We start from the raw sequence: 13,621 nt of genomic DNA on the forward strand, positions 1-13,621 counted from the left end.
CGCGGGCGCTTCTCGTTGCGGAGGTGGTGCGATGATTTCGATCACGGTCGATGATGCCACCCTGCGGGCAAACATGCGCCAGTTGCGGGACCGCGACATTCGGACTGCGTCAAGCTGGGCGCTGAACGATACGGCCAGCGACGTGCTGGCCCATGTGCAGGCGCGGATGGGCGAGGTGTTCGACCGTCCAACGCGGTTCACGAAAAACGCCTTCATGGTCCGGTTCGCCCGCCCCGGCAATCTTGAGGCGCAGGTCACTGAGCGGCCGTCGGTCGGCAGTCGTCATTACCTCAAGGTGCAGGAATTCGGCGGCAGCCGGGGTCGCACTGGCCTCGAGGGGATGCTGGGTTCCCGCCTGTCTGCTACGGGCGGAATCACCGCCGCCGCCCCGGCCGAGGGCGCGCGACTGGATGCGCATGGCAACTGGTCGACGGCCGAACGCAACCAGGCGCTGGCCGCGGTGAAGTCGCCCGGTGGAACGCGCGCTTCAGCCTCGGGATCGGGCAAACGCCGCCGGCGTCGGTCCGGATTCTTTGTGCCGAAGGCGGGATCGCGGTTGTCGCCGGGCATCTGGAAGCGCAGTGCCGACGGCTCGATCCAGAAGGTGCTGCATTTCACCAGCGTGGCGCCCGCCTATCAGAAGCGCCTCGGGTTTTTCGATGGGGCCGAGGATGTGTGGCAGCGCAACCTGCCGCTGCATCTGCGTCGGACGATCGGGAAAATGGTCGCCCGGCTGGATACTCGCCCGTGATTTTCGGCGGGTCCTTCCGGACCCAAAAACCACGGGGGTAATTCGCGCCGCGTCGGTTCTGGCGGGCTTAACGTCCGGGAAAGCCTAAACCCCCGGTTAACAATGGAAACGGAAAAGGAATGGCTGGGCTGAACACGACAGAGCTTGCGGCGCGGCTGGCCGTGTCGAAGGCGCGGGTCAGCCAGTATGTCAGCGAGGGGAAACTTGAAGGCTGCTATATCGGGGATGGCCGCGCGCGCCGCTTCGATCTCGACAAGGTCGCCCACGCCCTGGGTCGGACGCTGCATCCGGGGCAGATGATGGGCAACGGGGCCGCCACGCGCGATGCGCTGCGCCGGATCGGCGGCGATGATGCGCCTGCCGCCCCGCCCCTTGCCTCGACCGGGTCAAGGTTCGACGGGCAATTGCCGGTGGCTGACAGCGACCGCTACGAAATGGCGCGGACCCTCAAGGCCGAGGAAGAGGCCCGCCGGCTGCGCCGCCAGAACATGGCCGAGGAAGGGACCTGGGTCTTGGCCGAAGAGGTCGAGCGCCGCAGTTCGCGCGCGCTGGCACAGGAGGTCGCGCAGTTTGAAACCCTGCTGCGCGACGCCGCCCGCGCGGTTGCAGACGATTTCGGGCTGGACGCGCGCGCGGTCCGCAAGGTGCTGATGGACAAATGGCGGGCCTATCGCGCCGATCGGGTGCAGGTATTGACGGCGCTGGCCGAGGGAGCGGAGATGACCCAGGCTGAGGATGAGGCGGACGCCTGATGGGGTTTCTGTCGTCGGCCGAGGCAGCGGTCCTGCGAGGCCTGGCCTTTGCCATGGTCCCGCCGCCGCCCCCGGACATCACGCGCTGGTGCGAACAGAACATCGTCTTCGATGACCGCTCGCCGATCCCCGGTCCGTTCCGGATCGAGCGGTTCCCGTTCCTTCGCGAGATCCACGAGGTGCTGTCGCCGGAACACCCCTCGCGCGAGGTGACGGTGCGCGGCAGCGCGCAGTGGGGAAAGACCGTGTCGCTGCTGAACCCCACCGTTGCGGCGTGGCATGAATACGGGCCGCTCGACAGCCTGGTGGTGCATCCGACCAGCTCGTCCGCGACCGAGTGGGTCCGCAACAAGTGGATGCCGATGCGTCGGCAGGCGCCCAGCCTGCGGGCCATCTTCGGCGAGGGGCGCGGGGAACAGACCGATACGCTGTTCAACCAGGAGACGATGCGCCGCGACGGATCGCTGAAGGTGGTCAGCGCCGGGTCCCCGGATGATCTGGCCGGCACCACCCGCCGCCTGGTCATCATGGATGACGCGGCCAAGTTCGAGATGACGCCCAAGGGCGACCCGGAACAGCTTGCAGCCAGCCGGGCGTCGGGATTCGAAGATGCCAAGATCGTGCGGATATCGACGCCGCAGATCGCCGGCACCTGCCGGATCACACGTGCCTTCGACCGCAGCGACCAGCGCTATTACCATGTGCCCTGCCCGCACTGCGGTGATTTTGCCCCGCTGACCTGGGAAAACTTCCGCCGCTCAATCGACCCCGAGCGGCTGCATGCCGCGCATTTCACCTGCGATTCCTGCGGCTGCGTGATCAACCACAGCCACAAGGCCCAGATGGTCGCGGCCGGCCGCTGGGTGCCGAGCAACCCGCGCGGTGACCATCCGGGCTTCCATCTGTGGCGGGCCTATGTCCCGCAGCGGGACTGGGCCTCAATCGCGGTGGAATATGCCCAGGTGATGGGCTGGACCGGGATGACGCTGACGCAGGCCAGCGAAGACGAGATCCGCAAGACGGTCGAGGCCGAGACCGAGCAGACGTTCTGGAACGACGTGCTGGGCCTGCCTTATGAGCAGGCCACCAAGGGGCCGGATTGGGAAGCATTGCGCGACCGGGTCGAAAAGGCGGAGCCGGGGCAGTTCCTGCCGCGCGGCATCGTGCCGGCCTGCGGGGTGCTGCTGACCGCCGGTGTAGACTTTCAGGCCGACCGGATCGAGGTCACGGTCTGCGCGTTCGGTCGAAACTATCGCCGCTGGGTGGTCGACCATGTGGTCATACCGCATCACATCGGCGATGACGACGGCCGCGCGGCGCTGGACGCACTGCTGAAAGCGACCTGGCGGACGCAGCTGGGGCTGCGCCTGCCGCTGGACATGCTGGCCGCCGACGAGGGCGGATTTACCGAGGATGTCCGAGACTGGGCCAAGCGGCACCCGTGGACGCGGGTGATCCTGATCAAGGGATCCTCAACCGCCAACGGCCCGCTGCTGCGCCCGCAGTCGGACCGCAAGGCGAACGGCCGGATCATCCGGCGGCAGAAACGCGGCTGGATGCTGAACGTCAGCCAGATCAAGGCCGATTTCTACGGCTGGCTGGCGAAAGAAGACCCCGACGAACGGGGATACGTCGCCTTCGCACAGGGGCTTGGCGATGAATATTACCGCCAGATCACGTCCGAAGTCCGCGTCCTGAAGCGCGCGCCATCGGGGGTGATGGTGTCACGGTGGGAGCTGGTCGAGCCGTCGCGGCGCAACGAGTGCCTGGACACGATGGGTTATGCCGAGGCCGCGGCCCGAAAGAAAGGCTGGACGGCCATGACGGACGGGCAGTGGGATATCCTTGAGGCCGCGCGCAGCATTGCCGCCCCCGAGGACCAGGCGGATCTGTTCGACGCGGCGATGCCCGTGGTGCCGTTGTCGGAAAGGGCGATGCCGAAGCCGCCGCGCCCCGAACCCGCGCCGGAAGCGCAGGAACACAAGCCGCAGCCCTCTGGCTGGCTCGGCAATCGCAGGGGGAAGTGGTTGTGAGCGCACCGTGGACGATCGAGCAATACCAGACGCTGGTGAAGATGATCGCCAAGGGCGTGACCAGTCTTGAGGTCAATGGCGAAAAGGTCACCTACCGCAGCCTGAACGAGATGATGCGCATCAAGGCGATGATGGAGCGTGATCTGGGGCTGGTCGCGGTGCCCCGCCAGCAATACCCGGCCTTCCGGAAGGGATGATCCGATGAACATGATCGACAAGACCATTGCGGCGGTTGCGCCGCAGTGGGGGCTGCGCCGTGCCCGCGCCCGGCTGGCGATCACCGCCCATTATGACGCGGCCAAGGTCGGCCGTCGCAAGTCCAGCCTGCGGGCCTCGCGCGCGGACGCTGACGGCGCAGCGCACGGCCGGGACAGGATGGCGGCATTCGGGCGGGACATGGTGCGCAACACCCCGTTCGCGGCCCGTGCGCAGTCGGTCATTGCCGGGGCGGTTGTCGGTGACGGGATCATTCCCAAGGTCACCTGCGCCCACCCCGACCTGAACGCCGATGCAATCCATCGCGTCCGCCAGCTGGGCTTGCGTCGGATCGAACAGCACCTGGACAGTTGCAAGGTCGATCGCACGGGACGGATGAACCTGTATGGCCTGCAGCAGCTGGCCATGAAGACGGTGATCGAATCCGGCGAGGCGCTGATCCGCCTGCATGATGGCGACGTTCCGGGTGGGCTGCCGTTCCAGCTTGAGGTGCTCGAGCCGGATTATCTGGACGCCGGCCGTTACGGCTGGTTGCCCAACGGGGCCGAGATCCGCGAGGGTATCGAATATGACGCCGAGGGCCGTCGGGTGGCCTATTGGCTGTTTCCCGAGCATCCGGGCGCCGACTGGTCGCCCCGGACGCGGTCCGGCGTGTCAGAGCGGGTTCCGGCCGACGAGGTCTGGCACATCTACCGCGTGGATCGACCAGGGCAGAATCGTGGCGTGACATGGTTTGCACCGGTCATGATGCGCCTGCAGGACCTGGGCGACTATGGCGATGCGCAGCTGATGCGGCAAAAGATTTCCGCCTGTTTCGCGGCGTTTCGGATCGGCGGGGATGGCAGCAAGGCGTCGGAATTCACCGAACTGTCGCCCGGCCTGATCTATGACCTGGGCGATGCCGAAGAAGTCCGCTTTGCAGAGCCGCCGGGCGTCGATGGCTACGACGAATTTACCCGAGGCCTGTTGCGTTCGGTCGCGGCTGATATGGGGATTTCCTACGAGGCGCTGACGGGCGACCTTAGCCAGGTCAATTTCAGCTCGGCACGGATGGGCCGTCTGGAAATGGATCAGAACATCAGCGGCTGGCAGCACCTGATGCTGATCCCGCAGCTGCTGCAACCGCTGGCCGCGCTGTTTGTTCGCGCCTGGCAGTCGGTCGATGGGCAGGAACTGAACGAGGCCGGGCTGCCCGGTGATGTCTGGGACTATCTCGGCCTGTCGTGGGTGCCGCCGCGCAAGATCATCGTGGACCCCGCACGCGAGTTTTCGGCGCTGCGCGAGGCGGTGCGGTCCGGGTTTGCCTCGCGCCAGCAGGTGGTTCGCCAGCTCGGGATCGATCCCGAGCGGTTGCTTGAGGAAATCGTGCAGGACCGGGACGAGGCCGACCGGCTGAAGCTGCCCTTTGACAGCGATCCGCGGGCCGACGTGTCGCGCCGGACCTCTGCCGGCGTGGGGGTGGATGATGTGCTTGAGGAAATGCAGGCGCGGGCTCGCGCGGGACAGGCCGAAGGGAAAGTCAGGAGCATAAGATGAACGAAATCCTGCTGTATGGCACGGTCGGATCGTCCTTCTGGGACGAGGAATATTTCACCGCGCGGCAGGTCCGCGAGGCGCTGGCAGGGATCAGCGGCCCGGTGACCGTGCGCATCAACTCGGGCGGCGGCATCGCCACCGAGGGACAGGCGATCTACACCGCACTGCGCGCCCACGCCGGGCCGGTCAGCATCGTGATCGAGGGAATCGCCGCATCCGCTGCCAGCCTGGTTGCGATGGCGGGCGACAGCATCACCATGTCGCTGGGATCGGTGATGATGATCCACGATCCGGCGATGATGTGGACCGATGGCCGCGGCACTGAGGATGACCATCTGCACGCCGCGAAAGGCCTGGGCGTTCTGGCCAATGCCTATGCCGGGATCTACGCCAAGCGCGCCGGGATTTCCATCGACGCCGCCCGGGCCATCATGAAAGACGAGACCTATTTCGACGGCCACGCGGCGCTCGAGGCCGGTTTCGCCACGGCGGTCGATGACGATGGCGACGAGATTGATCCGGTCGCCTTCGATTACCGGCTTTACCGCCGCGCGCCGGAGCGGTTGCGCGCTGCATCGGCCGGCCTGACGCGCGCGCGTTCCAGATCGCAGGTCCTCGCCATGATGGCGAGGCCTCTCAACATCAGCGGCAGAAAGGGACACACAATGCCGAAATCCCAGGTGACCGCGGCCACGGCCGCTGACGAAGAGGACGTCGACGCCCTCGAGGAAGAAGATCCCGAGATGCGCGCCGAGGACGGCCAGGATGATCCCGACGCCCGCGCCGAGGACGACCAGGAAATCGAGGCCAGCGACGACGACGAGGACGACGAGCCGTCGGCCAGCGCCTCGCAGATCGTTGCGGTGGTGAACATGTGCGCGATGCACGGCGCGCCGGACCGCGCGGCTGATTTCGTCAACCGCGGGCTGACGCCGAAACAGGCTTATGCCGAGCTGACCAGCAAAGGGGGCAAGAAGGTGAAGATTGACGGTCGCGGTCCCAGTGCCCGCATCATGCGCGACGAGCGGGACACCCGCCGCGCCGGGATCGAGGGCGCGATCATCGCCCGCATGAACCGTGACCGTGAGGTCGGCGGTCCTGCGCGCGATTACATGTCGATGACCCTGGCCGAAATGGCCATGGCCGGCATGGGTCGTCGCGAACGCGTCGCCCGCGGTGGCGGCGAACAGCGCGCCATCGAAATGGCGTTTTCGTCGCACACCACCAGCGATTTTCCGGCGGTGTTCGAGAATGCGCTGAACAAGCGGCTGGCCAATGCCTATGCCGCGGCCCAGCCGGTCTATCGCGCGATCGCCGAACGGATCGACTTCACCGATTTCCGCCCCCACCCGATCGCCCAGGTGGGCGACTGGCCGACGCTGCTGCCGGTCGAGGAATCGGGTGAAATCAAATACGGCACCGTCAGCGACAAGAAAGAAAGCGTGGCGCTGGTCGCCTATGCCCGCGCCTTCCGGATCACTCGGCAGATGATGGTCAACGATGATCTTGGCGCCATCGACCGGATCATCAACACCCGCGGCCGTGCCATCGCGGCTTTCGAAGATGCGACGTTCTTTTCGATGATGCTGTCGGGGTCCAATTCCGACGGCCCGACGCTGCAGGAAACCACCCGGCAGGTGTTCAATGCCACCGATGGCACCAAGGCGGGCACCGCCTCGGCGGTCAATCCGGCGGGCATCGCCAAGGGCTATGAGGCGATGCGCAACCGCAAGGGCGTCTCGGGCGAATCCTTCCTCGCGGTCGAGCCTCGCATCCTGCTGACCGGACCCGCCAAGGAATTCGAGGCCATGCAGCTGCTGGCCCCGATCCAGGCTGCGCAGGCGTCGAACGTGAACCCCTATGTCGGCAAGCTGACCCCGGCCACAACGCCCTATGTCGCTGGGAATGCCTGGTATATGTTCGCCGACCCCGCCGAGGTGCCGGTCTTCATGTACGGCTACCTGCAGGGCGAGGAAGGGCCGAGGCTGCGCACTGACGAGCCGTTCGGCCAGCAGGGCGTTGCCTATTCAGTCGAGCTGGATTTCGGCTGCGGCGCCACCGATTTCCGCGGGGGCTACAAGAACGCCGGCGCCTGAGCCGGCGGCGACATCAATCTGACGAAAGGGCGCCTGCGGGCGCCCTTCGTCATTCACGCTTCATGAAGGGGAAATCTCATGGCGAAGAATTTCGTTCAGCCGGGGCACGTCGTGACGGTTCCGGCGCCCGCCGCTGTGTCCAGCGGTGATCTGGTGACTGTCGGGGTCCTGACCGGGGTCGCGCAGTTCGATGCCGGCTCGGGTGATCCGGTCGAGATCGCGCTCGAGGGCGTCCACGAGGTCGCAAAGACCTCGGCGCAGGCGTGGACCGTCGGCGCGGCGGTCTATGCCACCGCGGCGGGTCTGGCCACCACAGCCGCGACCACCGGGAACGTGCTGATCGGTGTGGCGCTCGAAGTGGCGGCGAACCCGTCCGCCACCGGCGTTGTCCGCCTGAATGGCGCGGCGCCCGCCGCCGCCGAGGCCTGATGGCCAGCATCTTCGACGGGATGACCGGGCTGTTCACCGATGTGTTCGGCGGCTCGGTCATCTATTCCTCGGCGCGCGAGGGCTGGTCGCGGGTGGTCCCGTCGATCTTCCGAGAGGCGCCGATCGAGGTCGAGGGTGCGGACGGTCAGATTGTCCGGATCGAGACGCCGACCTGGCGGGTTCCGCGCGACCAAGCGCCGCGCGTCCGCCGCGGCGACCGGATCACGCTGCAGCGCGGGCAGGTCTACGAGATCATGGTTGTCCACCCCACCGGCTCGCCCGCGCCCGACGCGTTCTTCATCTGCGAATGCCAGCTGGTCGAGGTTCCCTGATGGCCCATTACCGCGCCGATATCCGCCGCACGGCTCGCGAATCGCTAGCCGGCCTGCCCCGGTTTGTGGGCTTCACGGTTCCCGCGGTCTGGCCGGGGGTGCTGGACGCGGAAACCCTGCCGGTCCTTGGGGTGCTGACCCCGCAAGAGCGGCGCGAACAACCCAGCCGGGCATCGGTGACCTGCCGGACCCTGTTGCAGGTGGTGGTTCGGCGCCGCGGGTCCAGCACGGTCGAGGACGAGCTTGACGAGGACAGCGAGGAAATCGAGGCCGCAGTCACCGCAGCGTTCCTTCGCGCGCGCCAGGGCTGTTTTCTCGAGGATCTGACAGTGGTCGCGAACACCGACGGCTACAGCAACGTCGGCACGCTGGTGATGAGTTTCCGCGTGACGACTTTCCGAAACATTCCCGCCGGCCGGTGACCGGCCCCGCACACAGGCTCAATTGATCAGGAGATCGAAATGTCTGACGCCATGATCGGGTATGATACCCGCTTTGAAATCGAGACCGCCCCGGGCGCCGGCATTTATGTCGAGCTCGAAGAGGTGTATGAGATCACGCCACCTGCGAGCACGATTTCCAAGGTGGACGTGACCAGCTTCAAGTCGCCCGGCCGCCGGCGCGAATTCATCCCGGGCCTGACCGAAAACGGCGCGGCCAGCCTGAACATGAACTTTGTTCCGGGCAGCCCCAGCGACCTGCGGATTGAGGCGCTGCGCGCGTCCGGCGAGGTGCTGTCGATGCGCATCACCTATCCGAACGGGGTCACCGTGACCTTCGACGGCTTTGTCGAGGAATACACGCCCGCGGTCCCGGTCGATGATCGCATGACTGCCGCCGTCTCGCTGTCGGTTACCGGCGAAATCCTTATCGCCAACCCGGTCGCACCGACCAACGACGTGCCGCCGCATATCTCGGGCGTGGCGCAGGTCGGGCAGGTGCTGTCCGTGTGGCCGGGTCTCTGGTCCGCCTTGGGCGACATCACCTATCAGTGGCGCGTGGACGGCTCGCCCGTCTCGGGGGCCACCGGCCCGACCTTCACCCCGCTGGTCTCGCATATCGGCGAACCGGTCACCGTCGCGGTCACGTCCACCAACTCGCAAGGGTCCGACACCGCGATTTCCGGCCCGACGGCAAATGTGGTGGCGGCGTGATGGCCAATTCGTTTCGCGGCGAGGTCACCCTGACCCATGACGGCCAAGACTATACCATGGTCCTGGATTTTAACGCGCTGTGCGAATACGAGGATGCCACCGGCGACAGTTGGAACGGCTTTTTCGAACGCCTGGACAGCGGGGCCATTCGCGCCACCGAGCTGCGCACAATGGTCTGGGCGGGGCTGCGGTCGCATCACCCTGACATCACCCTGCCCCAAGCCGGCGCCGTGCTCAGCTCGAATTCGGACGCGGTTATTCGCGCAGCGGCCGCCGCCCTGCCGCCGGAAAAATCCGCGCCGGCGGCAAAGGGTGCGCGGGGAAACGGCAAGGGGAAGGCGTCGGGGCCGTAACGGTCCCCGAACTGCTGGAACACTACATCGCGGCCGGGTTCGATCCGGCTGCGTTCTGGGGCCTGACGCCAAGTCTTTACGCCATCCACATGGAGGGCGCGAGGCGTCGTCTTGACCGAGAGGCCCGGGACACCGCCTGGGCGGTCTGGCACGTCGCGGCGCTGGGGCGCGCGCAGAAGCTGCCCAGCCTGGACAAGTTCGTCCCGCCGCCTGCCCGGCAACGATCGGCTGTCACGCCGTGGCAAGAACAGCTGGCCGCGTGGCGGGCTTATTCCGAGAGCAAGCAGCGGGGCCGATAGACGATCCGCTGCCTATTCGACCAGAACGTCTGACGCGCTCCACATCTTTGTTTCGCTGTTGTAGTTCATCATCGCGGAATACCGGCTTCGGATTGTCGCGCCAAAGCCGTTCTGGGCGTCGACATAGCTGACGACCTGAAACCGGCAATCGCCCATTTCGACAACTGTCACGCCTTGGGCGCTCGCCCCGGGGAATTTCGCGGTTGATGGGCTACGCAGCCGCTTTTTGACAAAATGCGTGGACATCTGGAGCGCCATCAGATCGTCGCCGCCGCAGCGGTCCTTGCGCTCTGCCGTCGCTCTTGCGCCGGTCTCGTTGTCGGCGTCGGAAAGCGCTCCACCGAGAACCAGCATCAAGGCCAGCAGGCCCGAAGTGAGCGATGCTTTGAAATTCTGCCCGCGGCCCTTCGATGAGAAGATGGTCGCGGCGAGGAATAATGCAGCCAGACCTCCGAAAATCTTGCTGCCGATAATCAACCAACTCATTGTGCATCCTTGGTTTGGAGGGCTGAGTGACATCATCTGTGATCGGTGCCCTGCGGGTCAACCTCGGGCTTGACGGTTCGAAATTCCAAGGTGGACTGAGCAAATCAGAAAAGGCGCTTGTCGGGTTCAGCGGTCGCCTGACCAAGATGGCCGCGGGACTGGGTGCGACCTTGGGTGCGGCCTTCACTGCCCGCGCCATCGGACAGGCAGCAGACCAGTGGTCGGACCTGTCGTCGCGGGTCGGGAACGCAGTCGGTTCGATGGACCGTGCGCCCGAGGTGATGCAACGGATCCAGCAGATGGCGCGCCAATCCTATTCGGAGCTGTCGCTGACCACAGATGCGTTTGCTGCTAATAGCCAGGCATTGAAAGACCTTGGGTATGACACCCAGCAGCAGTTGGATTACACCGAGGCGCTGAACAACGCGCTGGTGATCGGCGGCGCCAAGGGCCAGCACGCCGCGCAGGTGCAGGATGTGCTGTCCAAGGCAATGGCGACGAATAAGCTTTCGGGCGATGGCCTGAACACCGTGCTGGCCCGTGGCGGCCGGGTGGCGCAGGCGCTGGCCGATGAGCTGGGCACCAACGTCAGCGGCCTGCGCGATCTGGGCAAGCAGGGCAAGATCACGGGGGATGTGATTGCCCGCGCGCTTCTGGTCCGCATGCAGGAATTGCGTGACGAGGCCGAAGAGATGCCAGCGACAATCAGCGACGGGGTGACGCTGATTCGCAACAGCATGGTGGCGCTGGTCGGGACTTTCGACCTGACAACCGGCGCTTCCGGCGTGCTGGCGACGGCCTTGGTTGGGGTCGCCGATGGTCTCGACGTTGCGACGACGTGGATTTCGAAGAACGGCGATACGATCATCAGCGTGATGAACCAGATGGTCGGGGTCGCATCCGCGGCCGCCGCCGTGTTTGCCACCCGCTATGCGGTTTCAGTCGGCACCACCGCGGTTACGGCCATGCGCCAGGCTATCTCGCAGGCGATGGCGCTTGAGATGGCGCTTGGTGCGACTTCGCGGGCCAGCGCGCTGGCTGGTGCGGCCAGCAAGGCGCTCGCCGGCGCTCTGGGGGTGCTGCGCGGTGCGGTGATGTCGCTGGGCATCCCGGCGCTAGTGGTGGGCGTCGGGATGGCTGTCGGCAAGTTCCTGGACCTATCGCGCGCCGCCGGCGGTTTCGGGAATGCGTTTTCGCTGGTGATGGCGGCAGCCAAGGAAGAATGGGCGCGCTGGTCCGCCAAGCTGCAGGCCGCCGGTGCAGAGTTCCGGGCCTTTGGCGACGGGATCAAGGCGTCGATCGCGGATGCTATGGCGGTGACCGTGGAAAGGGTGGTCTGGGGCGTCAACCGCTATGTTGGCGCCTATCGCGGCGCGCTCGAGGCGATCAAGGCGATCTGGGGTATCCTTCCCGACGCGATCGGGGATCTTGTCTATCAGGCCGCGAACGCGACGATCAAAGGGATCGAGGCGATGCTCAAGGGCGCCGCCGGGCTGATCGATAAATTCACAAATTCTATTGCCGGTTCGGCCCTGGGTGAAAAGCTGGGTTTGAGCGGGACGAACATCGCCGGGTCGATCAATTTCAGGGGCCTGACCAACGTATATGTGGGCGGCATGAAAAAGGTCGGTGAGGCTGCTGCAGGTGCCTTCAAGGAAGGGTTTGAGACTGACATATTCAGCGCGGACGGCGTCGCGGGCAGCCTGCGCGATATGGCTGACGAATACCGCGAAAGCGCGGATGTCTGGAAAGGCATCGCCGGGGTGTGGTCGGGTATTGGCGCTCAACCGAACGAGGCCTGGGGCGCAGTCAAGGAGCTGGTCGCGGGGCTGGGCAATGCCGCGTCCTCAACTGCTGATGACGTGGCCGATCTGTCGGGTGCGCTTGAAGGCGTCGGCGGCTCGGGGTCCGGAAAGGGCGGTGGGTCCGGCGGTCGCGCAGCCTCGGCGCTGGACAAAGCCGCCAAGGGCATGCGCGGACTGGCGGACGAGGCTAAGAACGCGCAGCGCCAGGCAAAGGAATGGGCCGACCAGGTGACCGACGCGGTGATGGGGGTGATTGCCGGCACCACCTCGATCAAGCAGGCATTTGCCAGCATGCTGCAGGACATGGCCTCAAAGCTGATGTCCAGCGGGCTGGCATCGTTTTTCGGCAGCATGTTCAGCCCGGTCCGGGGCATGGATTCGCTGTCGACGGCGCTGCGCGGCGCGCTGTCCGGCACGCCCCGATTTGCCACAGGCGGCCATCACGTCGGCGGGCTGCGGATCGTGGGCGAGCGCGGCCCCGAACTCGAGGCAACCGGCCCGGCCCGGTATTTCACGGCCGCGCAGACGCAGCAGATGCTCGCCGGCGGTGGTGGGGGTGGCGCCATGGGCATCCATATAACGGCGTCTTTTGATGAAACCGGGAACCTCTACGTCAAGGAAGTCGCCCAGAGAGAGGCCGCCAGCATGGGGGCCGAAATCAACCGGGCGCTGCCTGCCCGCGTCCAGCAGATCAACGCGAATCCAAGGAGAAGGCCATGAGCGACAGGAGGGAACAGCCCCCGCTGACCGCGGAGGCATTTGACGCAATGATGGCAGATGTCCAGGCTGCTCGGCTTTGTCTTGCCGGGCTGTTGTCGGATACCGGCCATGATCGCAACTTGGCCGCGCGCCTGAGCGCCGAGATTTTGTCCATCCAATCCGCCATAGAGAGCCGCGCTGCCTACAAGAAAGTGGTGCAGCCTTTCAGCACCCCGATACGGGTAGTGGTCGGCCCACCCGGCAGCAGGTTTTTTGCCGGTGACGGGTGGGCGTTTTACGAGGACTTGATCCCAAGCGCCTGTGCGGCGACGGCCAAGGCGCGGTGAGTGCCAATCTCGCGAGCATCGCCTGTCCCCTCTACAGGGCTGTTCATCAGCATCCCGCAAATCTGCTTGTAAACCTCAACGCGCCAATCCGACGAGTTCAGAGCCTGATCGCAGCGCTCTGCTGAAAGCGTTGCGGCCAATGCGAGCGCGGCCATTATAGGGCCCGTCAGGTCCGGATTTTTCTGCTCATCCGGGGTGAGCGATATGGATACGAGGCTGTTTGGCGTGGCGCTCAGTTTCCGATCGGGATCTGGGAACAAATCGAATCTCCATCATCTCTGGTTGTGGTGACCTGATGATGGCCGCGCCGGGGCTCATGTCGAGTCCCGGCGT

General features: G+C 65.7%; 14 protein-coding genes. 13 read left to right on the forward strand and 1 reads right to left on the reverse strand.

Features of this window, described 5'->3' with window-relative positions:
- Positions 1-31: 31 nt before the first annotated feature.
- From BLW83_RS13520 to BLW83_RS13570, 11 genes are all read left to right on the forward strand, one after another.
- Positions 32-751 carry a hypothetical protein gene (locus BLW83_RS13520; protein WP_090848771.1) on the forward strand — a complete coding sequence of 240 codons (720 nt, stop codon included), beginning with the start codon at positions 32-34 and terminating at the stop codon, positions 749-751.
- A 119-nt stretch (positions 752-870) separates the two neighbouring features.
- Positions 871-1,503 carry a hypothetical protein gene (locus BLW83_RS13525; RefSeq protein ID WP_090848772.1) on the forward strand — a complete coding sequence of 211 codons (633 nt, stop codon included), beginning with the start codon at positions 871-873 and terminating at the stop codon, positions 1,501-1,503.
- Positions 1,503-3,536, forward strand: coding sequence for a phage terminase large subunit family protein (locus BLW83_RS13530; protein ID WP_090848773.1), 2,034 nt, complete (start codon positions 1,503-1,505; stop codon positions 3,534-3,536). The genes BLW83_RS13525 and BLW83_RS13530 overlap by 1 nt, the downstream gene beginning before the upstream one ends.
- Positions 3,533-3,733 (forward strand): phage head-tail joining protein, encoded by a 201-nt coding sequence (locus tag BLW83_RS13535; RefSeq protein ID WP_090848774.1) that lies wholly within the window; start codon positions 3,533-3,535, stop codon positions 3,731-3,733. The genes BLW83_RS13530 and BLW83_RS13535 overlap by 4 nt, the downstream gene beginning before the upstream one ends.
- A 4-nt stretch (positions 3,734-3,737) precedes the next feature.
- Positions 3,738-5,288 (forward strand): phage portal protein, encoded by a 1,551-nt coding sequence (locus BLW83_RS13540; RefSeq protein WP_090848775.1) that lies wholly within the window; start codon positions 3,738-3,740, stop codon positions 5,286-5,288.
- Positions 5,285-7,384 (forward strand): head maturation protease, ClpP-related, encoded by a 2,100-nt coding sequence (locus BLW83_RS13545; RefSeq protein ID WP_090848776.1) that lies wholly within the window; start codon positions 5,285-5,287, stop codon positions 7,382-7,384. Before BLW83_RS13540 ends, BLW83_RS13545 begins: the two co-directional genes overlap by 4 nt.
- 78 nt (positions 7,385-7,462) lie before the next feature.
- Positions 7,463-7,813 (forward strand): DUF2190 family protein, encoded by a 351-nt coding sequence (locus BLW83_RS13550; RefSeq protein WP_090848777.1) that lies wholly within the window; start codon positions 7,463-7,465, stop codon positions 7,811-7,813.
- Positions 7,813-8,145, forward strand: coding sequence for a head-tail joining protein (locus tag BLW83_RS13555; RefSeq protein ID WP_090848778.1), 333 nt, complete (start codon positions 7,813-7,815; stop codon positions 8,143-8,145). The genes BLW83_RS13550 and BLW83_RS13555 overlap by 1 nt, the downstream gene beginning before the upstream one ends.
- Entirely contained in the window at positions 8,145-8,567 is a 423-nt protein-coding gene (locus BLW83_RS13560; protein ID WP_090848779.1) for a hypothetical protein, read from the forward strand. The genes BLW83_RS13555 and BLW83_RS13560 overlap by 1 nt, the downstream gene beginning before the upstream one ends.
- Positions 8,568-8,606: 39 nt before the next feature.
- Positions 8,607-9,299: a phage tail tube protein gene (locus tag BLW83_RS13565; protein WP_143042851.1), complete on the forward strand. Its 693-nt coding sequence runs from the start codon at positions 8,607-8,609 to the stop codon at positions 9,297-9,299.
- The gene (locus tag BLW83_RS13570) at positions 9,299-9,652 is read left to right on the forward strand and encodes a gene transfer agent family protein (protein WP_090848781.1); all 354 of its coding nucleotides are present in this window, start codon (positions 9,299-9,301) and stop codon (positions 9,650-9,652) included. The genes BLW83_RS13565 and BLW83_RS13570 overlap by 1 nt, the downstream gene beginning before the upstream one ends.
- A gap of 311 nt (positions 9,653-9,963) precedes the next feature.
- Here the strand turns inward: BLW83_RS13570 and BLW83_RS13580 are convergent, their stop codons facing one another.
- The gene (locus BLW83_RS13580; RefSeq protein ID WP_090848783.1) at positions 9,964-10,437 is read right to left on the reverse strand and encodes a hypothetical protein; all 474 of its coding nucleotides are present in this window, start codon (positions 10,435-10,437) and stop codon (positions 9,964-9,966) included.
- A 26-nt stretch (positions 10,438-10,463) separates the two neighbouring features.
- On the opposite strand from BLW83_RS13580, the gene BLW83_RS13585 reads away from it, so the two are divergent.
- Together BLW83_RS13585 and BLW83_RS13590 are read left to right on the forward strand one after the other, a co-directional pair.
- The gene (locus BLW83_RS13585; protein WP_143042852.1) at positions 10,464-12,962 is read left to right on the forward strand and encodes a tape measure protein; all 2,499 of its coding nucleotides are present in this window, start codon (positions 10,464-10,466) and stop codon (positions 12,960-12,962) included.
- Positions 12,959-13,288: a hypothetical protein gene (locus tag BLW83_RS13590; protein ID WP_090848785.1), complete on the forward strand. Its 330-nt coding sequence runs from the start codon at positions 12,959-12,961 to the stop codon at positions 13,286-13,288. Before BLW83_RS13585 ends, BLW83_RS13590 begins: the two co-directional genes overlap by 4 nt.
- The last annotated feature ends 333 nt before the right edge of the window (positions 13,289-13,621 follow it).

The organism is Paracoccus alkenifer (assembly GCF_900108405.1).
GTDB classification, from domain to species: domain Bacteria; phylum Pseudomonadota; class Alphaproteobacteria; order Rhodobacterales; family Rhodobacteraceae; genus Paracoccus; species Paracoccus alkenifer.